This window comes from Psychrobacillus sp. NEAU-3TGS (genome assembly GCF_029955155.1).
Classification (GTDB): domain Bacteria; phylum Bacillota; class Bacilli; order Bacillales_A; family Planococcaceae; genus Psychrobacillus.
The window spans coordinates 377828-398351 of record NZ_JAPNOZ010000011.1; the positions used below are offsets into that span (position 1 = coordinate 377828).

19 protein-coding genes and 1 pseudogene are annotated in these 20524 nt (G+C 37.4%); 3 read left to right on the forward strand and 17 right to left on the reverse strand.

Annotated features, from left to right (window positions below):
- Positions 1-44: 44 nt before the first annotated feature.
- From trxA to zapA, 11 genes and pseudogenes are all read right to left on the reverse strand, one after another.
- Positions 45-359: a thioredoxin gene (gene trxA / locus OR571_RS14670; RefSeq protein ID WP_142538709.1), complete on the reverse strand. Its 315-nt coding sequence runs from the start codon at positions 357-359 to the stop codon at positions 45-47.
- Between the two features lie 175 nt (positions 360-534).
- Entirely contained in the window at positions 535-1512 is a 978-nt protein-coding gene (locus OR571_RS14675) for an electron transfer flavoprotein subunit alpha/FixB family protein (protein WP_282243816.1), read from the reverse strand.
- Positions 1513-1554: 42 nt separating this feature from the next.
- Positions 1555-2328, reverse strand: a complete 774-nt coding sequence (locus OR571_RS14680; RefSeq protein ID WP_282243817.1) for an electron transfer flavoprotein subunit beta/FixA family protein — start codon at positions 2326-2328, stop codon at positions 1555-1557.
- A 25-nt stretch (positions 2329-2353) separates the two neighbouring features.
- Positions 2354-3127: an enoyl-CoA hydratase gene (locus OR571_RS14685; protein ID WP_282243818.1), complete on the reverse strand. Its 774-nt coding sequence runs from the start codon at positions 3125-3127 to the stop codon at positions 2354-2356.
- Positions 3128-3145: 18 nt separating this feature from the next.
- Positions 3146-3727, reverse strand: coding sequence for a TetR/AcrR family transcriptional regulator (locus tag OR571_RS14690; protein WP_282243819.1), 582 nt, complete (start codon positions 3725-3727; stop codon positions 3146-3148).
- Positions 3728-3893: 166 nt separating this feature from the next.
- Positions 3894-5591, reverse strand: coding sequence for a long-chain-fatty-acid--CoA ligase (locus OR571_RS14695; protein WP_282243820.1), 1698 nt, complete (start codon positions 5589-5591; stop codon positions 3894-3896).
- 243 nt (positions 5592-5834) lie between these two features.
- Positions 5835-6248, reverse strand: coding sequence for a DUF350 domain-containing protein (locus OR571_RS14700; RefSeq protein WP_093266761.1), 414 nt, complete (start codon positions 6246-6248; stop codon positions 5835-5837).
- A 69-nt stretch (positions 6249-6317) separates the two neighbouring features.
- A pseudogene (locus OR571_RS14705) lies at positions 6318-8680 on the reverse strand (endonuclease MutS2).
- A gap of 15 nt (positions 8681-8695) precedes the next feature.
- Positions 8696-10399 carry a DNA polymerase/3'-5' exonuclease PolX gene (polX, locus tag OR571_RS14710; RefSeq protein ID WP_282243821.1) on the reverse strand — a complete coding sequence of 568 codons (1704 nt, stop codon included), beginning with the start codon at positions 10397-10399 and terminating at the stop codon, positions 8696-8698.
- A gap of 73 nt (positions 10400-10472) precedes the next feature.
- Positions 10473-11015: a CvpA family protein gene (locus tag OR571_RS14715; RefSeq protein ID WP_282243822.1), complete on the reverse strand. Its 543-nt coding sequence runs from the start codon at positions 11013-11015 to the stop codon at positions 10473-10475.
- Positions 11016-11019: 4 nt separating this feature from the next.
- Positions 11020-11280, reverse strand: coding sequence for a cell division protein ZapA (zapA, locus tag OR571_RS14720; RefSeq protein ID WP_282243823.1), 261 nt, complete (start codon positions 11278-11280; stop codon positions 11020-11022).
- Between the two features lie 78 nt (positions 11281-11358).
- Between zapA and rnhC the strand changes: the two genes are divergently transcribed.
- Positions 11359-12300 (forward strand): ribonuclease HIII, encoded by a 942-nt coding sequence (rnhC, locus tag OR571_RS14725; protein ID WP_282243824.1) that lies wholly within the window; start codon positions 11359-11361, stop codon positions 12298-12300.
- Positions 12301-13180: 880 nt separating this feature from the next.
- Here rnhC and OR571_RS14730 read toward each other — a convergent pair.
- From OR571_RS14730 to OR571_RS14750, 5 genes are all read right to left on the reverse strand, one after another.
- Positions 13181-13618: an SRPBCC family protein gene (locus OR571_RS14730; RefSeq protein ID WP_481900394.1), complete on the reverse strand. Its 438-nt coding sequence runs from the start codon at positions 13616-13618 to the stop codon at positions 13181-13183.
- Between the two features lie 5 nt (positions 13619-13623).
- Positions 13624-14688: an NAD(P)H-dependent flavin oxidoreductase gene (locus OR571_RS14735; RefSeq protein ID WP_282243826.1), complete on the reverse strand. Its 1065-nt coding sequence runs from the start codon at positions 14686-14688 to the stop codon at positions 13624-13626.
- 71 nt (positions 14689-14759) lie between these two features.
- Positions 14760-15296: a GrpB family protein gene (locus OR571_RS14740; protein ID WP_282243827.1), complete on the reverse strand. Its 537-nt coding sequence runs from the start codon at positions 15294-15296 to the stop codon at positions 14760-14762.
- A complete protein-coding gene (locus tag OR571_RS14745; RefSeq protein WP_282243828.1) occupies positions 15289-15849 on the reverse strand; it encodes a ribonuclease FAU-1 family protein in 561 nt (186 codons plus the stop codon). The genes OR571_RS14740 and OR571_RS14745 overlap by 8 nt, the downstream gene beginning before the upstream one ends.
- A 16-nt stretch (positions 15850-15865) precedes the next feature.
- Positions 15866-16099 (reverse strand): hypothetical protein, encoded by a 234-nt coding sequence (locus OR571_RS14750; protein ID WP_282243829.1) that lies wholly within the window; start codon positions 16097-16099, stop codon positions 15866-15868.
- 175 nt (positions 16100-16274) lie between these two features.
- On the opposite strand from OR571_RS14750, the gene OR571_RS14755 reads away from it, so the two are divergent.
- Both OR571_RS14755 and rpoN read left to right on the forward strand, forming a co-directional pair.
- Positions 16275-17417, forward strand: coding sequence for an MFS transporter (locus tag OR571_RS14755; protein WP_282243830.1), 1143 nt, complete (start codon positions 16275-16277; stop codon positions 17415-17417).
- Positions 17418-17594: 177 nt separating this feature from the next.
- Positions 17595-18890, forward strand: a complete 1296-nt coding sequence (gene rpoN / locus OR571_RS14760) for an RNA polymerase factor sigma-54 (RefSeq protein ID WP_282243831.1) — start codon at positions 17595-17597, stop codon at positions 18888-18890.
- 89 nt (positions 18891-18979) lie between these two features.
- On the opposite strand, the gene hutH is transcribed toward rpoN, so the two are convergent.
- Positions 18980-20518 carry a histidine ammonia-lyase gene (gene hutH, locus OR571_RS14765; RefSeq protein ID WP_282243832.1) on the reverse strand — a complete coding sequence of 513 codons (1539 nt, stop codon included), beginning with the start codon at positions 20516-20518 and terminating at the stop codon, positions 18980-18982.
- Between the last annotated feature and the right edge of the window lie 6 nt (positions 20519-20524).

Consider the following 20524-nt stretch of genomic DNA (forward strand, 5'->3'; position numbering starts at 1 on the left):
ACCCGTTTAAAAAAACCGGGCACCTTAGAGGACCCGGTTTTATATTATGCGTTTTTTTCTACAAATTGAACTAGTGCTTCTTTCGGTTGGAAACCAACAGCTTTGTCTACCGGTTGACCATCCTTGAATAATACTAGAGTCGGGATAGACATAATACCAAATTGACTAGCAGTTGCTTGGTTTTCATCTACATCCACTTTAACTATTTTTACTTTATCGCTCATCTCAGCGTCCATTTCTTCAAGTACAGGAGCAATCATTTTACAAGGCCCACACCATGTTGCCCAAAAATCTACTAATACTAAACCTTTCTCAATCTCTTGTGAGAAAGTCTGATCTGTTCCATGAACTATTGCCATTAAAAATTCCTCCTTTAGTTACCTATAAATAGATTATAGCAGACTCATATTGCTACATCTACATATTAGCTTGCACGAAAAGTGAAAGCTAATATGTCTGCCTCCGAGGGGCAAGGTGCTGGAGCTTTATCAATACAAGTAAAAACTCGGCTCCAAAAAAGAGCCGAGTCATTTATTAAGCATTTACTTTCAATTGTTTGAACTCTTCCGTAAGTAACGGGATAACTTCGAATAGATCGCCGACAATGCCGTAGTCCGCCACTTTGAAAATGTTTGCTTCTGGATCTTTGTTGATTGCCACAATAATTTTCGAGTTCGACATACCAGCCAAATGCTGTATAGCACCTGAAATACCTGCCGCTATATATAGATCCGGTGTTACTACTTTACCAGTTTGCCCAATTTGTAGGGAGTAATCACAGTAATCAGCATCACAAGCTCCACGAGAAGCCCCAACAGCACCACCTAGTACGTCCGCTAGCTCTTTTAATGGAGCAAAACCTTCTTCGCTCTTCACTCCACGTCCACCAGCGATGACCACTTTTGCTTCAGATAAATCTACGCCTTCAGATGATTTACGAACTACTTCTTTAATAATTGTACGAAGGTTTGTAATATCTACTGATAATGCAGATACATCTGCTGATTTGCTATCATCTTTTGCAAGTGGTGCAATGTTGTTTGGACGAATCGTCACGAATTCGATACCGTCTTTCACTTTCACTTTCTCGAATGCTTTACCGGAATAGATTGGACGGATGTAAACAGCAGCGTCGCCTTCTCCTTCGATTGCAGTTACATCTGATACTAAACCAATTTGCAATTTACTTGCGATTTTTGGAGAGATATCTTTCCCTAAAGCAGTATGTCCGAATACGATTGCTTGTGGGTTCTCTTGTTCAATTACAGCAAGCAATGCTTGTCCATAACCGTCTGATGTATATTGTTTTAAATGTGGATGTTCTACCGTGATTACACGATCTGCACCATATTTACCAAGTTCAGCTGTCAAACCTTGCACTGTATCTCCTAATAGAACACTAACAACTTCCCCGCCATTTGAAATTTGTTTTCCAGCAGCGATCGCTTCATAAGAAACATTACGTAGAGCACCTTCACGCGCTTCCGCAAGTACTAATACTTTTTTAGACATATTCTTTTCCTCCCGTTTTGTTGAGTATTAATTCAAATAACATTAAACGACTTTTGCTTCCGAATGAAGTAATTGAACTAACTCTTTTACTTGGTCAGCTAGCTCCCCTTCTAATACTTTTCCAGCTTCCTTTTTAGGAGGTAAATAAATTTCTAATGTTTCTGTTTTCGCTTCTACATCATCTTCATCTATATCTAAATCATCTAGCTCTACTTCTTCTAAAGGCTTTTTCTTCGCTTTCATGATTCCTGGTAAGGACGGATAACGAGGCTCGTTCAATCCTTGTTGTGCTGTAACAAGAAGTGGTAAGGAAGTTTCTAGAACCTCTGTATCTCCTTCTACATCACGCTTGATCGAAACAGTTGTCCCATCGATTTCAAGATTCGTGATAGTTGTTACATAGTTGATGCCTAGTAACTCTGCAACACGTGGTCCAACTTGTCCAGACCCACCGTCAATTGCAACATTTCCTGCTAAGATTAAATCTGGATTTTTATCTTTTAAGTATTCCGAAATGATTTGAGCAGCTGTGAACTGATCCAGCTCTTCTACATCATCTTCTATATTAATAAGAACAGCTTTGTCGGCTCCCATAGCAAGTGCTGTGCGAAGTTGTTTTTCCGCATCTTCTCCACCCAAAGTAAGAACCGTTACTTCTCCACCTTGTGCGTCGCGAACTTGAATTGCTTCTTCAATCGCATATTCATCATAAGGATTGATGATGAATTCTGCTCCGTCTTCTTGGATTTTACCGCCACTCACTACGATTTTTTCTTCTGTGTCAAATGTGCGTTTCACTAAAACATAAATATTCATTTAGTTATCCTCCCTTAGCATCTAATTACTTGCCTTTAAAAACAGGTTCTCTTTTTTCTAAAAATGCAGAAATACCTTCTTTTGCATCATCTGAAACAAAAACGCTTCCAAAAACATTCGCTTCTGCTCGCACACCTTCATAATAAGATGCTGACTTAACATATTGGAGCATGTCTAAGGCTGCTTTTACAGCGATCGGGCTTTTCTTTGCAATTTTGACTGCAAGTTCCTGCGCACGACTAAATAGCTCTTCTTCGGGATATGCATGATTAGCTAAACCAATTTTAGCTGCTTCTGTCCCGCTGATTGGGTCACTCGTTAACAGCATTTCTGCCGCTTTCGCAAATCCAACATAGCGTGGAAGACGCTGAGTTCCAGCAAATCCAGGTATTAAACCTAATTGTAATTCTGGAAGTCCAAGTTTAGCATTTTCTGAAACTAGTCGTATATGACAGCTCATCGCTAATTCTAGACCACCACCTAGAGCAGCACCATGAATCGCTGCGATGACCGGCTTCGAAAACCTTTCTAATCTTTCAAAGATCATCTGTCCGCTTTCAGCCAACTCGGAAAATTCTTCTCCTGTAGAAACAGAAGTAAATTCTTTAATATCCGCACCAGCAGAAAAGAATCTACCTTCACCTTTAAGCAAAAGAACACGAACTGCGTCATCATTTTCAACTGCATCTAAAAGGTCATTAATTTCTAGAATTACCCCTCTTGCAAGTGCATTTGCTGGTGGACGATTTAGTGTAACTGTAGCTACACCTTCTTCGATTTCCCATGACAAAAATCCCATTCAATCACTTCCCCTTTGTTATACTTTTATAGCATTTAATAATAGACGATGTACTTTAGGAGTTAAGTCTATAAGATTATATTTATATTCATTCATCACCCAAGTTGTTGTCGTCTCATCTATTGTACCAAAAATCATTTGTCTTGCTAACCGAATATCTATCTTTTCATTAAATTCTCCATTTTCAATACCTTCTTTTAAAATGGAATCTAATAGCACTAAATAATTTTTTAATATGGCATTAATCCGTAAACGTAGGGCCAAATTCGACTGCCTTAACTCTAATTGAGTAACGGTTGCTAAATGATGATCACTCGCAAGTACACTAAAATGATTTTCAATCATCTTGAATAATTTCTCTGAAGCACTCGCATCTATTTCAATTATTTGCTGTAGATTTTCTGCGAATACCTCCATCTTTTCTTCAAATACGGAGATTAATATGTCTTCTTTATTCTTAAAATATAAGTAGATCGTTCCATCTGCCACGCCTGCCTGTTTAGCAATTTTAGAAACCTGTGACTGATGATATCCATTTTCGGCAATGACGATTATGGCAGCATCTATAATTTGCTTATATTTCGGCTTATCTTTTTTCAATATGTTCACCACCAATACTCAATTACGTCGATAGGCAATACTTTCTTCGACCAAAGTTTTTAACATTCGATAAAAATAAAAATATGAATGATGATTCATTCATATTTTTATATTATATTTAATTTTCAGTAATGTCAATATGTGAATCTCTACTTTCATAATATATCTAGGATGTTTGTTCTTGTACTACTTGCTTTAATTTTTCTTCCTCTATTAAAGTTCTTCTTAATATTTTTCCAACCGCTGTTTTTGGTAGCTCTTTTCTAAACTCATAAATTCTTGGCACTTTAAAAGAGGCTAAATTTTCACGACAGAATGTATTTAACTCTTCTTCGGTGACAGACGCCCCTTCTTTTAATACGATATACGCCTTTACTGTCTCCCCGCGATATGCATCCGGTACTCCCGCTACTACACATTCTTGGATCGCTGGATGTTCATATAGTACTTCTTCCACATCACGCGGATAGATATTATAGCCACCTGCAATAATCATATCTTTTTTTCGATCTACGACATAAAAGTAACCGCTTTCATCCATATAGCCCAAATCACCCGTTAAAAGCCAACCATCGCGCATAGTCATCTCCGTTTCTTCCGGACGATTCCAATAGCCTTTCATGACCTGTGGACCTTTAACTGCTATTTCTCCAATCTCTCTAGGAGGAAGAGGAGTTGTTGACTCTAAACTGAAAATGGCTGCATCTGTATCCGGCCACGGTATACCGACTGAACCCTTCACTCGATTCTCGCTATAGATTAAATTGGCATGAGAGACAGGGGAGGTTTCTGTTAATCCATAACCCTCTACTAATCTACCACCCGTCACTTGTTCAAACTTTTCTTGCACTTCTAAAGGTAGCGCAGCAGATCCACTCAAGCAAGCTACAATAGAAGATAAATCATATTTTTCTACATCCGGATGATTCAATATGCCAATGTAAATGGTTGGTGCACCAGGAAATAGAGTCGGCTTTTGCTTGTCGATCGTTTTAAGGGCTGTTTCCACGTCAAACTTTGGCAATAATATCATTCTATTACCTAACATAACAGCCAATATTAAGACAGTCGTCATCCCATAAACATGGAAAAATGGCAAAATGCCCAGTATACTTTCTTCACCTTTCTTGCATTTATACAGCCATGCATCACACATCGATGCATTCGATATTAAATTTTTATGCGTTAACATAACTCCTTTTGGAAACCCGGTAGTTCCACCTGTATATTGTAAAAGGGCAATGTCCTCCTCAAAGTTAAAAGGCATATCAATTGGATTTGCTTTTGCTACTTTCATTATTTCAGGGAATAAATGGTTGATACCCCTATGCTCTACCTTTACACTAAATCCATATTGCTTCTTTTGGATAAAAGGATACACGAAATTTTTGGGGAAAGGAAGATAATCTTTAATGCCCGTCAGAATAATATTTTCGAGATTCGTATCTTTTATTACTTTAGAAATCCGAGGATATAGTATATCCAATGCTAAAATTACTTTCGCACCCGAATCTTTCATTTGGTATGAAATTTCTCGCTCTGTATATAACGGATTTGTTTGCACTACTATTGCCCCTGCATACAAAGCACCATAATAGCCAATAACCGCTTGCGGGCAATTTGGTAGCATAATAGCTACTCTGTCCCCTCTTTGAATGCCAAGCATTTGTAAATAGTTCGCAAATTTCAAGGAAGATTCATAGAGTTCCTTATAGGTCACATCTTTTCCCATGAAATGAATAGCTATTTTTTCCGGAAATTTGTGATACGTTCTTGTTAAGTATTCTTGGACTGGAATAGATTCGTAGGTAAGCGTATGTGGGATCTCAGGTGGATATTCGGAAAGCCAAATCTTCTCTGTCATTCTTATGCCCCCTTATTTCATAATCGTTCGAACATTCATATTTTCATTATAAAGAAAAATGAATGACAATTCAATTTATTTAGTATCAAAAAAAGACTGTTGTGATTATTTTATCTCAACAGTCTCTAAAATGAGCTGTTCACTCATTCTATTAATCCATTACCACATATATTATTCCGACAAGGACAAAAAGTATGCCTACAGCAATTAAAACTTTCGACAATTTTTCCATTACAATCGCTCCTATGAAATGCTCGCTCCGATAACAAATGATAGGCCAACGGAAATAATAAGGGAAATAAATCCGACGGAGCGATTATCATTTTCTATTTCTTTATCCACATTAAAACTTGGGGTTAAAAATTCAAATAGCCAGTATGCGATGATTAGCAAAGTAAAACCGAATAATCCCCAACCAATCATTTGAAAAAATGAATTATGCTGTTCTATTGAATACTTAAAAATATTGCACACTCCAAAGATTTTTCCGCCAGTTGCCATTGCAACAGCGACATTCCCTTTTTTAATTTCTTCCCAGTTTTTATACTTTGTAACAAGTTCAAATATAACCATGGAAACAACTAAACATAAAATAACGACACTAAAATAACCAGCTGACTCCACTAGTGGGTTTGCCCAAAAACCAGAAAGCAACATGCTAAAAACCCCTTTAAATTTTCCTTACTATACGTGTGAATAGATAAGAAGTTTCAAATTCTTTTTACTTTATTTTAATTCGACTACTGTAACTCCGTGACCGCCTTCTCCAGCTTCACCAAAACGGTAGTTTTTCACCCGCGAATGGTTTTTCAAATACTGCTGAATGGCTTGTCTTAATACGCCTGTTCCTTTTCCGTGAATAATAGAAACACGAGGATAATTTGCTAAAATGGCATCATCTAAATATTTTTCTGTTCGAATAAGCGCATCCTCATATCGTTCTCCACGAAGGTCAAGCTCCAATTTCACATGAGAATCTCTGCCACGAACTGCATTGACAGAAACGGTTTGTTTTTGCTTTTCCGGTTTAATATATTCTAAATCAGATTCATCTAACTTCATCTTTAGCATACCTATTTGCACTGACCATTCAGACTTCGAAAGTTTCTCTAATAAGGTACCTTTTTGTCCAAAGCTTAGTACTTTTACTTCGTCTCCAGCTTTTAACTCTTTTGCACGCTCGTTTAATTTCTTTTGTTTTTTTAATACCGGATTGGAAGGAAGTGCTGCGCCAATTTTTTTTTAGCTTCGATTAGTTCATGATCTTTTACTAATTTATGCGTATTTGCTTGCATTTTGCGAAGGTCACTGATAATTTCATCTGCTTCGCGTCTAGCGTCTTCTATAATCTTTTTGGCTTTGTCTTTTGCTTTTTGCTCTAATTGCTCTTTCTTTTGTTCTAGCTCTGCTAGCCTTTGTTCTAAATCCTCTTTTACTTGTTTTGCTTCTTCTAGCTGCTCTTCTGTTTCTTCTGCATCTCTTTCAGCTTGTCTTCTACTTGCTTCTAAAGAGGCAATCATCGAATTAACTTCACCACGATCTGCTCCTGTGTATGTTTTCGCTTGAGAAATAATATACGACGGTAGACCAAGTCGTTCAGAAATCTCAAAAGCATTACTGCGTCCAGGAACCCCTATTAGCAGTTTATAAGTTGGACTTAACGTTTCCACGTCGAACTCAACACTGGCATTCACAACACCTGGTCGGTTGTATCCATATGCTTTTAGTTCAGGATAATGAGTTGTAGCCATCACTCGTGCTCCAGTTCCATGCACTGCATCTAAAATAGAAATGGCAAGGGCTGCTCCCTCTTGTGGGTCAGTTCCTGCACCAAGCTCATCAAAAATAATTAAGGATTTTTCATCATATTTTTTCAAAATGTCTACAATATTCACCATATGAGATGAAAATGTACTTAAGCTTTGCTCAATCGACTGCTCATCACCTATGTCTGCAAATACCGATTCAAATAACGCTACTTCAGATCCATCTAGCGCCGGAATCGGAATTCCACTTTGCGCCATTAATGTACAAAGTCCAACTGTTTTTAAAGTTACTGTTTTACCACCAGTATTTGGTCCAGTTATAACGATTGAGGTGATATCCTTTCCAAATTCAATCGTATTCGTTACAGCAGTGTCCATCGGGATAAGTGGATGTCTTGCTTTTACTAAACGAATATAGCCCTCGTTATTAATCATTGGCATCGTACATTTCTCTGCTTGTCCATATTTAGCTTTTGCCAAAATCACGTCTATTTCACCTAAAATATTGACTAATAAGAAGATGTCATGGCCGACTATTTCTACTTCTGCTGTCAACTTGATCAATATGCGTTCGATCTCTTCTTGTTCTTTTACCTTTAAACTACGGATTTCATTATTTATTTGTACAACAGCTGACGGTTCGATAAATAAAGTTTGACCAGATGATGATTGGTCATGAATAATCCCACCATAATGACTGCGGTACTCTGACTTCACCGGGATTACATATCGATCATTTCGAATCGTTATGATAGAATCCGAAAGCATTTTCGATGCATTTGCACCTCTTGTATAGCTTTCTAATTTTTCTCGTACGCGACTTACTTGAATACGCAATTGTTGACGAATCGAACGCAGGCTACTACTTGCACTATCTAATACAGCACCGTTTTCATCGATACAATCATTTATCTCATGCTCAAGCGCGGTCAGTATAGGCATCGATTCTTTTTTCTCTAGAAAATGGGGAATCGCTACATCTTCTGACTCTGCTACATTTTCTAAAAACTGACGTAAAATTTTACTGGCACGAATAGTACTTGCCGTTTCCATTAACTCGATTGGGCTTAACATACCACCTATTTGCGCTCGTTTTGCATGTGGGCGGATATCTGTAATGCCTCCCATCGGTACATTGCCTCTAAGACGAAGAATAGACAATCCTTCATCCATTTCTTCTAAAAGCTTCGTTACTTCAGCAAAATCGACAGAAGGCACTAGCTTGTCTATATGGTCTTTACCTACAGAAGAAGTACAATATTTCGCCACTTCTTCTCGTATTTTATAATATTCTAACGTTTTCAGTGCTCTTTCAGCTATCACTGTGGCACCTCCTCATTATTTCTTTATAAATTGTTTAAACTTTTCTAACGTCCAAGTATTTACAATTGTTTCTTTGTGTAACCATGCTTTTTGTGCATAGCGTACACCAATATCCATATATTTTAATTGAGCGATATGATGGGCGTCTGTATTGATCGCGATAGGCACGCCTTTTTCTTGTGCTAGCTTTAAATATTCTGTTTGCAAGTCAAGTCGATACGGGTTTGCATTTAATTCTAATACTTTTCCGTTTTCCCTTGCCCATTCGATTAATGTCGGTACATCTGGATTATATCCATTTCGTTGCTCGATAATTCTTCCAGTTGGATGAGCAATCATGTGGACATATGGATTTGTGATTGCATTATATAGTCGTTCCATAATTTTTTCTTGCGGCTGACTAAAGCTTGAATGAATGGAAGCAATGACAAAATCCAATTGTTTTAATAACTCATCCTCAAAATCGAGCGATCCATCTGGAAGAATATCCATTTCAGTTCCAGCAAAAATTTCGATATCCGAGTATTTATTCTTTAATTCGTGAATCGTTTCGATTTGTTTCAATAACCGCTCTTTGGACAATCCATTAGCTACTTTTAAATAATCGGAGTGATCCGTAATTACGATATGCGAATATCCTTTTGCTCGACTAGCTTCCACCATTTCTTCGATAGAATGGGCACCATCCGACCAAGTGGAGTGCATATGAAAATCGCCTTTTATATCCTCTAATGTAACGAGTAATGGTAATTGGTCCAATTTTGAAAACTCCGAGCCATCTTCTCGAACAGTAGGTGGGATAAATGGCAAGTCGAAATATGCATAAAATTCCTCTTCAGAATTGAAATGCTGCATGGAACCATCTTCAAGTTCCACACCATATTCACTTATTTTCTTACCATGTTCTTTTGCAATTTGTCTCATTTTAATATTATGGTCTTTCGAGCCTGTAAAATGATTTAATGCAGAAGCATATTGATGCATTTCGACTAACCGGAAATCGACGTCGATTTCGTTCTCTCCATCTAGTGTAACAGAAACCTTCGTATCTCCCGCTGCAATTACTTTTAACACTGGTAGTTCGTTTAAAAGTACTTCTCTTACCTCTTGTGGGGATTTTGTAGCAATGATAAAATCAATATCTTTGCTTGCTTCCTTGACTCTTCGGTAGGAACCTGCAACCGAATATCTTTCAATCGCCTGTATAGCAGCTAGCTTGCTTTCGATCATTTCTACAATTGGTTCTAGTTGCCATACTGCAGTACGCTCTGGTTTAGATTGTAAGTTCTCAATTTCTGCGAGAATTTTCTTTTCTGTTTTCGCTGCAAATCCGGCTAATGTTTGCACTTTACATGCTTCACATGCTAATTTTAACGCATCCATCGAATCGATTTGTAATTCTTTATATAACTTCGCAATTTTTTTGCCACCAAGCCCTGGAATTTTCAGCATCGGCAGTAAACCACTAGGTACTGTTTGTTGAAGCTCTACTAGCAAGGAGGAAACTCCTGTATTTAATAAATCTTCAATAACTGCACCTGTGGAGGCACCTATTCCTTTTAACTTTAATATGTCATCCATCTCTGATAGGCTACGCGGATCTAGTTCTAACACTTGTGCTGCTTTTCGGAAAGCGGACACTTTAAAAGAATTTTCTCCTTGTAATTCCATATATAATGCAATTTTTTCTAATGTTTTAATGATTGTTTTTTTATCCATGACAATAGCTCCTTTTGAAAATCTATTACATCTACTGAATGAAGCTAAAAAAACTTCCCTCTAGTGAGAGAAGTCATTTTTCTATATAGATATACCACCAATTCTTCACTAATTCCGATAAAATCGGCGTGTGTTCCAACATCCACCCAGTTAAGATGGAATTTGATATTAAGTTTTGAATAAAATCGATTGGTAACAGGGCACACACATATAATAGAACAAACAAGATAAAGTAAAATTCGATAAAACCTAATACAGCCCCAACAAGATTACTTACAAAGCCAAGAATAGGCAAATATTTCAAGAAATCAAACATAGATGCAATCAACTGAAGCACCAATTTCACCGCTATAAAAATAAGAACAAAAGCAATAACACGATAAAAAGTTTGGTCCAATTCCAAATTCTCTACTGCAATTGTCAGCTTCGATCCAGCCGTAATTGCTGGAAATGGAATCCATAGAACAAATTTGTCTGCCAGTGGTTTATAATAAGTGTACGCAACGAAAAGTGCGATGATAAAACCAGTCATATGAATGAGTTGGACAATTAGCCCACGTTTTGCACCGGTAATCAAACCGGCAACCAATAAAATTAATATAAGAATATCTAACATTTTTTCAGTCCTTTAATTTTTTCAATTCAGCTTCTAGTAATTCTAATTGCTCTTTTACTTTTATGTAATCGTTTACGGCATTCACAGCAGTAAGTACCGCAAGTTTTGGAATATCTAGCTGCCTATTATGTGCTTGTATCTCTCGCATTTTATCATCCACCATGGAGGCTACAAGACGCATATGACCAGTAGTTTCGGAGCCTACCATTTTATAAGTTTGCCCATATATTTCAACAGAAATTCTCGTTTTTTGCTGTTCTGACAAAGTCATACCCTCCCCGCAAAAATCCTAATTACAATAATAACACGAAATAGATTACGATGTGAAGAAAGGAACAACCGAATGTCAAACGAAGTATTATTGATGAAACCCGAGGAAATCCAAAAAGTCAAAGTGCATTATGCCAAATATAAAGTAGAAAGATCAGCTCCTGGAGTTGTTTTTGCTGCTAAGTTAGCAGATACCGCAGTCACCGTCTATAAATCTGGTAAAGTCATGTTCCAGGGAAATGGTGCAGCTAGAGAGGCTTCGCTTTGGAGTGGAGTTTCAAATAAACAAGTGGAAAAAGTGTTCAGCGGGAATACAAAAGGAGATACATTACCTGAGCAATTTGAGAGCGCTTCTGTCGTTGGTTCCGACGAAACAGGAACTGGTGACTATTTCGGACCCATTACTGTTGCGGCTTGTTATGTTCGAGAAGATCAAGTAGAGCTAGTAAAAGAACTAGGCGTAAAAGATTCCAAAATGCTGACAGATGATATTATGCGAAAAATGGCCCCAGATTTAATGGTCACACTCTCACATAGTGTTTTAGTATTAAAAAACGAAAAATATAATGACATACAAAGTCGTGGATGGTCCCAAGGGAAAATAAAAGCACTTATGCATAACCAAGCGCTAAAACATCTATTAAAAAAAATGGCCCCTGAAAAACCAGCCTATATATTAATCGATCAGTTTGCAGAACGCGGTATTTACTATAATCATATTAAAGCGGAAAAAGAAATTATTCGTGAAAATGTACTATTTTCTACAAAAGCTGAGCAATTACATGTTTCCGTTGCAGCTGCTTCCATTATTGCAAGATATGCATTCTTAAAAGAAATGGATCGTCTGACAGAAATAGCTGGCACGACCATCCCTAAAGGAGCGAGCAGCAAAGTCGATGAAATTGCAGCGAAAATTTATTTGAAACATGGAGCCGATTTTTTGAAATCGATCACCAAGTGGCATTTTGCGAATACGGGGAAAGCGATGAAACTTGCTAATAAGAAAAGGTTTTAACTGTCTAAGGTCGATTTTTATTCATTAAAGCATAAAAGTGCTAAAGCTCCTGTCTCCGATCCAACTTAATTCAGGGGAACTATAAATTGAATATTGCACATAATAGGGAAACTGCGCGGTAAGATACTAAGATGTCCGCCATGATTTCCGCTCCAGGCGGACGCTTTCCGTGGGGCGAGCGGTGAGCCTCCTCCTCCGCTAACGCTACGTACGGGGTCTCACCTGACTCGCTAATCCCAAAGGAGTCGTCGCCTTGCACTCCAATCAATAGAACCTACTAATAATCCCTATAAAGTAAGTCTTATTCCATTAATCATATGTTTTTCCTATAGAAAAACAATATAGTACTAGATTTAGTGGATCATTTCTTAGTAATTAGCAGAGCTACTGGATTGTAGCGAAAGGGTGGCGACTCCAGCCGGAATAGCTTGAGCTGAAGACCCTGGACTGAGCGTAGCAAAATTTACTTTTGCGACGAGCTTGCGCAGGAGCAAAGGAAGCGGCTGAAGCCAAGCCGGCGGAAAGCGCCCGCCCTGCAGCGGAAATCCTGAGGACACTTTATTCAACTCACTATTTCGCTGTTTCCCTATAATGTGAAGTATCATGGTGCGCTATTCTTCTATAGTTTACTAACCAATAAAATCTTTTTTCCAACAGCTTAAAGAGAGGAAATTTTTTTTAATTGTTTTTTCCTTCTTTTTATAATTTGTACTTCTATTACTGGTGAAGAAAATAGTGTTTTTCATCATCTATTTGTTGCTTTATTTGCGACTGGAACTTTTGCCTTTGTTCATTGGACATTCTATTCAAGAAAAAACGCCGGAAGAAAATGACTTATTTTTCCTTCAGGCGTTTTCTTAATAGATTTATTTGTTTTTTATTACTTTGCCAATCCAGTTCTTAATGTACTCACACCAGACTCCAAATAGCCTTTTAAACAGGTTAGCATGAATACCCAACCTTCTTTATTGTCAATAAGCTGGTTGAGAAAATCTGAATCACCTTCTTTGAAACCTTCCTCGCTTACTTCCACTATCGTACTTAAGCCATCCTGTTCTGTTAGCGAAATCGTTACAGTACGTTCTTGTCCTGGTTCACCCCATTGAAACACGATTTTTTTATTGGCCATGATTTCCATTACTAGAATTTCAACAATTGCATCATATTCTTTATACTCTAGCGTAATTGTTCTGTCTTGTTTCCATCTTTCTGAGCTTGAAGAGAACCAAAAGTACCCTATTTTTGTTGGATCTACGAATGCTTCAAATACTTCACTTGCTGGCTTTGCTATCTTCATTTTTGTAAGGTTGTTAACCATCTAAATCATCCTTTTTCGGCGCGTTTAATAATTCGTTGTATGAGCATTTCTACTGTTTCATTTTTTGCTAGTGTTGGACTTTGACCTGACCAAAGCGACATAAAATCTTTATTATTTTGTGAGGATGAAGCTTTTCGAATCGATTGTGTGAATGTATTTTGGACTGGGAATGGCAGGATATCGGCCTCATGCTTTTGCATTTCGGTTGTAAATTTGTTTTGAATACCTCTTGCCCATTTACCAGAGAATGCACGGGTAAAAATTATATCTTCGTCTTTCGCTTGTAATATTGCTTCTTTGTGAACTGGATGCGCACCACTTTCCTCACAAGTTAAAAAGGCTGTACCCATTTGAACTGCTTTTGCTCCTAGGTATAAAGAAGCTAATAACCCTCTTCCATCCATTATACCTCCAGCCGCAATTACTGGTATTGAGACATGGTCTGAAACTTGTGGAATCAACGACATTAAACCAACTAAGCTTTCCTCATGATTACTTATAAAGTTACCCCTATGTCCCCCTGCTTCACTTCCTTGCACTACAACCGCATGCATCCCTAATTTTTCAATAGCTTTTGCCTCCACAACTGATGTAGCAGTACCTATTAAAATGATTCCATGTTGCTTTAATTGTGAAATAATTTCAACAGAAGGAACACCGAAAGTAAAGGAACAAATGGGTACTTTTTCTTCCATGATGACTTTAATTTGCTCATTGTATACTTCGAATGCATCATCCTTATTAGGAATCACGCTTTGTTCATTTTCAATGTTTAATTGGGCTTGGAATTTATGCAATAACTTACTTGCTACATCTATTTCATCTTCCGTTACCTGAAAATCGTTCGGCACAAATAAGTTAACCCCAAAGCTTTTGGATGTCAGTTCCTTTACTTCCCGAATTTGTTCCTGTAATTGGGTAGGACTTAAATATCCGGCCCCAATCATCCCAAGTGCTCCATTATTTGAAACAGCGGCTACTAATTTGGAAGTAGTAATTCCTCCTGCCATTGGCGCTTGAATGATAGGATAGTCTATCTTTAACAGTTTTGTGAGTAGATTCGTTAACATATTTACCTCCCGTTTAGCAATTCAATTGATAACTCGATTTCTTTTGATAACTAAAACATACGAACAAAAAATTATTGTGTTCGCTCACTTTTATCCGCAGATTTATACCATCTAAGTGCATCTCGTTCAATTTCCGATGCTAGTTGCTCTTTTCCATTAATATACGATTCAATATCGTATGGAAACTGCCTAGCTAATGCTTCTTTTAAATCTCCATACTTCTTTTTAACATTTGGATGTGTATTCAAGTAATCTCGAAAAGCAAGATGTCTTTCAATCCCGGGATTGCCAACTTCATACATGTGGACATGATGCGTCCGATCATTACCTCCCTTTTGAAAATACCTTCTGCCAGGAAGATCGTTTTCACCTTTTGGTTCATACCCATTAGCAATCATTGCCTTATTAAAGTGATCAATTTTTGAAATATCCCGTACTACTGGCATCATATCAATAATTGGTTTGGCACTCAATCCATCAACCGACGTGCTTCCAATATGATGAATCCGTTGAATTTCGGTTCCCAAAATCGTTTGAAGCAATAATGCTTCTTCCTCAAATCTAACCTTCCAATCTGCTGAATATGCTTCTACCACTACTTTACGCATGTTCATTTTCCGCCTTTTTCAACTGTCCTTCTAACACTTTTCTATGAATTTTTGAAAGGTCAAGTAGATTAAATTGATTTTCCTTTAAACAAGTAGTAATCCTAGCAGCTTCATGCTTTGCTAAATCATACATCTCCTGATTGATACTACCGCTTTCAAGCGCTTCCTCTAATTCCTCTTCATCTAATTGAAATACTTCTCCGGAAGGTAAAACAACAATATCTAGAATTAAATCATCCATCCAAGGAATATTATTCTCTAAACCTACTTCATGGCAGATATCGATATACCATTGCACGATTTCCCCCATAGCATCAAACATCGTAGTGACAGAATAATTTCTCCCCAACGGAAAATGCTGTAGCCACGTATAAGCATTATCTACTATACAAATTTTCTTTTCTCCGTATTGCACCCAAAGCGGCTCTGTAACTTGAAGTAGATTTAAAAGAGAAATGTATCCTGTAAAATCTTTTGACTCAACGTAAGATTGTGCATACTCCCTTTGAATAATTCGTTTCCAATCGGAACGATCCCCATATTTCCTAAACATCCTTATTCCACATCCTTTAGTCTCTTCGCTCATTTCCTCTTTTAAAGTTACCTGTTATTTTCGCTAATATTAATTGCTCCTCTTTTTCGTCCTCTGCATCTTCTATTCTAGTTAAAAATTTTTCTGCCTCCTTGCCTTTTAAAATTTTCACTCGTTTCCCATGAAATAAGATGAAGACTGTATCCTCTTTGGTAATTTGATAACTAAATGGATTCTCATTCAGTCGATTTCTTTTATCTATATTACTCATCGTGTACCTCCAAGATTTTCTTATTATTCATTTTCTCTATAAGGAAGGAATTTTCCTCTTTACGATTCTATAAGTTAGTTAAATATGCTATGATATCCCTTCTGAATATTTTATTCACTACCATAGTCAGATACAATTAAAGGAATCATTTTCGTACTAAGTAAGGAGAATTCATTTGAAAGTACATGTTTTATTAAAAGGATATAACTTTTTATTTTTCGGCTTGCTTGCACTCTTTATTCCTTTTTTACCAGTATATTTAGGACAACAAGGTTTATCGGCTAGTGAGATAGGTTTAATCGTTGGAACTGGAGGTTTTGTGACGCTAATTGCACAACCGCTATGGGGCTTTATAAGTGATAAAACGAAAACAATTCGTAAAGTAATGCTAGTGCTCGTTTGTTTTACTGCTGTTTCGGGTTATTTTTTGTTTAACGTAAATAGCTATGTATTACTTATCGTTTTTGCATTGCTCGTTTATTTTTTCCTCATGCCACTAGATCCACTGACCGAGAGTTTAAATTTCACGGTTTCTGAAATGGCGCGCATCAGCTACGGTTCCATTCGCACATACGGAGCACTCGGATATGCTGTGTTGTCGTTAATTGCAGGTTTTGCGATGGATTATTTTGGTATGAGCAGCATTGCGATACTATTTGTTTTGCTAGGCCTTATATCATTCGGCATTATTTGGTTTATGCCAAATGTTCAAGCTTCATCGAAACCAATCACAATGGCCGGACTTAAACGAGTATTATCAAATAAAGAAATGCTATTATTTTTACTCTTAGTATTTATTAGTTCCGTTCCAGCACGTATGAATGATACATTTTTAGGAATTCATATGCTAGCACTCGGTGGTGACGCTTCATTAGTAGGGGTTACTTTCTTCCTATCTGCCACTAGTGAAATTGTTATTTTTGCTTTAAGTTTCTGGTGGCTTCGAAAAGGTAAAGAGCTTGAGATGATTACGATTGCGACATTTTTCTATTTTGTCCGTTTCCTAGCATCTGCCTTTGTCAACAGTCCGCTGCTGCTAACCGCGGTTCAAATATTGCAAATGGTGACATTCCCTATTTTTTATACTGCCGCAATCCAATATTTATACCAAATAATGCCGAAAGAATGGAGAGCTACAGGCCAAACCGTTCTTGCGCTTTTGTTCTTTGGATTGTCCGGTATTATTGCGTCTTATGCTGGAGGATATATCTACCATGAACTAGGTGGTCATTCATTTTATTTCATAATTTCGAGCATGTCATTTATCGGTGTTTTGTTTGGTATTTTCTTAATGGTTCGTAAGCGTAAAAGAGGTTAATATGATTCTAATGGAGCTAGGCAAACAAAATCGCCTTGCTCCATTTTTTACACTACTATATCATACTATTAAAAATATTCTATTTTCGGATCGCCAATCAAACAAATCCGTAGTATAATAGGTAATAATTAAAAGAAAACGCTTTCAAACCATTAAGATTTTATGAGGGGGATAACTATGGAACTCGTTCTCAATCAAAGACAAGAACAAAGTTTAACAATGACTTTTCAGCTAAGGCAAGCCATTGAATTATTACAATACTCCACTTATGATCTTTATCAATATATAAAAGAAAAGGAATTAGAAAATCCACTAATAGAGCTTGAAGAACATTCGAAGGATTTTTCATCGGTTGAAAAGTCCACTAGAAACGTATCCTCCAGTTCGACTAAACAACTTATTGACTATGTAAAAGGCCGAGATATATGTAAGAGAGAAAAGCTATACCAGGAAGCTAAGTTATATTATAAAAAGAAAGAGGATCAGCAACTTCTTTACCATATCATTTATAATTTAGACGATAACGGCTATTTTCATATAACAGATCAAGACCCTTTTAACGAGAAAGCAATAGAAAGAGGTATTCATCTTCTCCAACAGATAGGACCAGTTGGAATTGGCGCTAGAAGCTTGCAGGAATGCTTGATGTTACAAGTAATATATGAGTTTCCAGAAGAAAAATTAGTTCAAACTTTACTTGAAAATCATTTTGTTTTATTAGCAAATAGAAAATGGAACGAAATTGCACGGCTTATGAAAATCTCTTTGGCAGATGTAAAGGAAATGTATGATTTCATTCAAGCACTTGATCCGAAGCCAAGTTTCAGTAGCTCTGATGATTCCATAGAATATGTAAATCCAGATATCATTGTGGAATATAAAGAAGGTAATTTCACGTATTATTTAAATGATGGTTACCTACCTGAAATTCACTTTAACAATGAATATGCAGGATTGCTTCAAGAAAAAGATGAAACGTCCAAATACATAAACAATCAATACACTCAATATAAATGGTTGTTAAGTAGCATTGAGCAACGGCGTTCAACGATATTAAAAATAGTGAAAGTCCTGCTAGAAAAACAAAAAAAGTTTTTTACAGAAGGATATAGTTCCTTAAAGCCCCTGACCTTAAAGGAAGTCGCAATGGAAATAGATATGCATGAATCCACTATAAGTCGTGCAACGATGCACAAAGTCATCCAGACACCACGTGGTTCATTTGATCTCAAGTCATTATTTACATCCAAGTTAGAAACGGCAGACGGAAGTTCTATTTCCCAAACCGAAGTAAAAGAGCTTTTAGCCAATTTCATAAAAAACGAAAACAAAACAAAGCCATTATCCGATCAAAAAATAGCCGATTATCTAAACACAGAAAACGGGATTAATATATCTAGACGAACAATCAGTAAATATCGTGAAGAACTCAATATTCCATCTTCTAGTTTGCGGAAGGAAATAAGTATTTGAATTTCATTGTTTTCTTATATTAAAAAGGGTCAATGGATTTTCCTCCATTGACCCTTCTTTTCATTTGCCACCATTTTTTAGAATGACAATTATTTTAAATCATCTGCTCGTAAAATAAATTGTGCTAGTTCCTCCATTTGGTCTGAAATTGCTCGGTCACTTTCTAACGGAGGGCATATTTTTCTTACCCTTTCTAGGTATTTTCTTGTCGACGTAGCCAGTTGGTTTTCAGCCTTTTCCAAATAAATGGCTTGTGAAGCACATATTAACTCTATAGCTATTACTCTTGCACTGTTATGAATAATTTCTCGAGCTTGCCTGGATCCGATTGTCCCCATACTAACATGGTCTTCTTGGTTTGCGGATGTCGGAATAGAGTCAACACTTGCGGGGTGAGCAAGTACTTTATTCTCGGAAACTAGTGCTGCTGCTGCATATTGTGCAACCATCAAACCGCATTCCAAGCCTGGATCCATTGCTAAGAAAGGTGATAAGCCACTTAACTGCGGATTAACAAGTCGCTCTGTCCTACGCTCGGAAATATTCGCCCACTCAGCTGCTCCTACTTTCAAGAAATCCATTGCTAGTGCAATTGGTTGACCATGGAAATGCCCGCCTGAAATGATTTCTCCACTTTCTAAAATAATTGGATTGTCCGTCGCCGAATTTATTTCCACTTTCAATCTATCTTCTACATAATTGAACGCTTGCCAAGAAGCCCCGTGTACTTGCGGTATGCAGCGAATGGAGTAGGCATCTTGCATACGCACTTCCCCTTGGTGCGTAATCCGTTTACTACCTTCCAACCATTTTCTCATTCGTGAAGCAACAAATTCCAATTCAGGATGCGGGCGCACTGCTAATAATTCCCTATCGAATGCAGAAATGATTCCTTGAAGCGCTTCCATTGTGAGACATGCAGCCATATCTGCAGCTAAGCCAACACGCTCTGCTTCATTTAGAGCAACTACGCCAACAGCAGACATTGCTTGGGTTCCATTAATTAAAGCAAGCCCTTCCTTTGCTTCTAGCTTAACTGGTTTTAACCCTGCACGCTTTAACGCTTCCTCGCCTGAAAGAACTTCCCCTTCGTACTCTGCTTTTCCTTCACCGATTAATACGATTGCAATATGAGATAACGGCGCCAAGTCACCGCTTGCACCAACGGAACCTTTACAAGGAACAACTGGATGAACACCTTTATTAATCATATCGACTAACAATAAAAGCGTGTCTTCTTTAATTCCTGAAAATCCTTTCGCTAGTGCATTGGCACGAAGCACCATCATCGCTCTTACTACTGGTTTTGGTAATGGTTCCCCAACACCTACTGCATCTGCACGAAGTAAATTCAACTGCAATTTCGCAATATCGTCTTTTTCAATTTCAATATCACTTAATTTGCCGAACCCAGTATTTACTCCGTAGATGACCTTCCCGTCTTTCAATTGTTTTTCAATTCGTTCACGGCTTGCTCTAACTCGAATTAAATCCGCTTCGGGTACGACCACTTTCGCATTTCCAAATACAACACTTTCTATTTTATGTCTATCTAACGTAATCCCATCTAGTTCTACTAATGTGTTTACTTGCGGTCTTTCTAGCTCAATTGTTTTTTCACTTTTCATCATTGT

Coding starts and splice junctions, on each gene's coding strand:
- trxA (WP_142538709.1), bottom strand. CDS start 359: ATGGCAATAGTTCATGGAACAGATCAGACTTTCTCACAAGAGATTGAG.
- OR571_RS14675 (WP_282243816.1), bottom strand. CDS start 1,512: ATGTCTAAAAAAGTATTAGTACTTGCGGAAGCGCGTGAAGGTGCTCTA.
- OR571_RS14680 (WP_282243817.1), bottom strand. CDS start 2,328: ATGAATATTTATGTTTTAGTGAAACGCACATTTGACACAGAAGAAAAA.
- OR571_RS14685 (WP_282243818.1), bottom strand. CDS start 3,127: ATGGGATTTTTGTCATGGGAAATCGAAGAAGGTGTAGCTACAGTTACA.
- OR571_RS14695 (WP_282243820.1), bottom strand. CDS start 5,591: ATGACAGAGAAGATTTGGCTTTCCGAATATCCACCTGAGATCCCACAT.
- OR571_RS14700 (WP_093266761.1), bottom strand. CDS start 6,248: ATGTTGCTTTCTGGTTTTTGGGCAAACCCACTAGTGGAGTCAGCTGGT.
- polX (WP_282243821.1), bottom strand. CDS start 10,399: ATGGATAAAAAAACAATCATTAAAACATTAGAAAAAATTGCATTATAT.
- OR571_RS14715 (WP_282243822.1), bottom strand. CDS start 11,015: ATGTTAGATATTCTTATATTAATTTTATTGGTTGCCGGTTTGATTACC.
- rnhC (WP_282243824.1), top strand. CDS start 11,359: ATGTCAAACGAAGTATTATTGATGAAACCCGAGGAAATCCAAAAAGTC.
- OR571_RS14730 (WP_481900394.1), bottom strand. CDS start 13,618: ATGGTTAACAACCTTACAAAAATGAAGATAGCAAAGCCAGCAAGTGAA.
- OR571_RS14735 (WP_282243826.1), bottom strand. CDS start 14,688: ATGTTAACGAATCTACTCACAAAACTGTTAAAGATAGACTATCCTATC.
- OR571_RS14740 (WP_282243827.1), bottom strand. CDS start 15,296: ATGCGTAAAGTAGTGGTAGAAGCATATTCAGCAGATTGGAAGGTTAGA.
- OR571_RS14745 (WP_282243828.1), bottom strand. CDS start 15,849: ATGTTTAGGAAATATGGGGATCGTTCCGATTGGAAACGAATTATTCAA.
- OR571_RS14750 (WP_282243829.1), bottom strand. CDS start 16,099: ATGAGTAATATAGATAAAAGAAATCGACTGAATGAGAATCCATTTAGT.
- rpoN (WP_282243831.1), top strand. CDS start 17,595: ATGGAACTCGTTCTCAATCAAAGACAAGAACAAAGTTTAACAATGACT.
- hutH (WP_282243832.1), bottom strand. CDS start 20,518: ATGAAAAGTGAAAAAACAATTGAGCTAGAAAGACCGCAAGTAAACACA.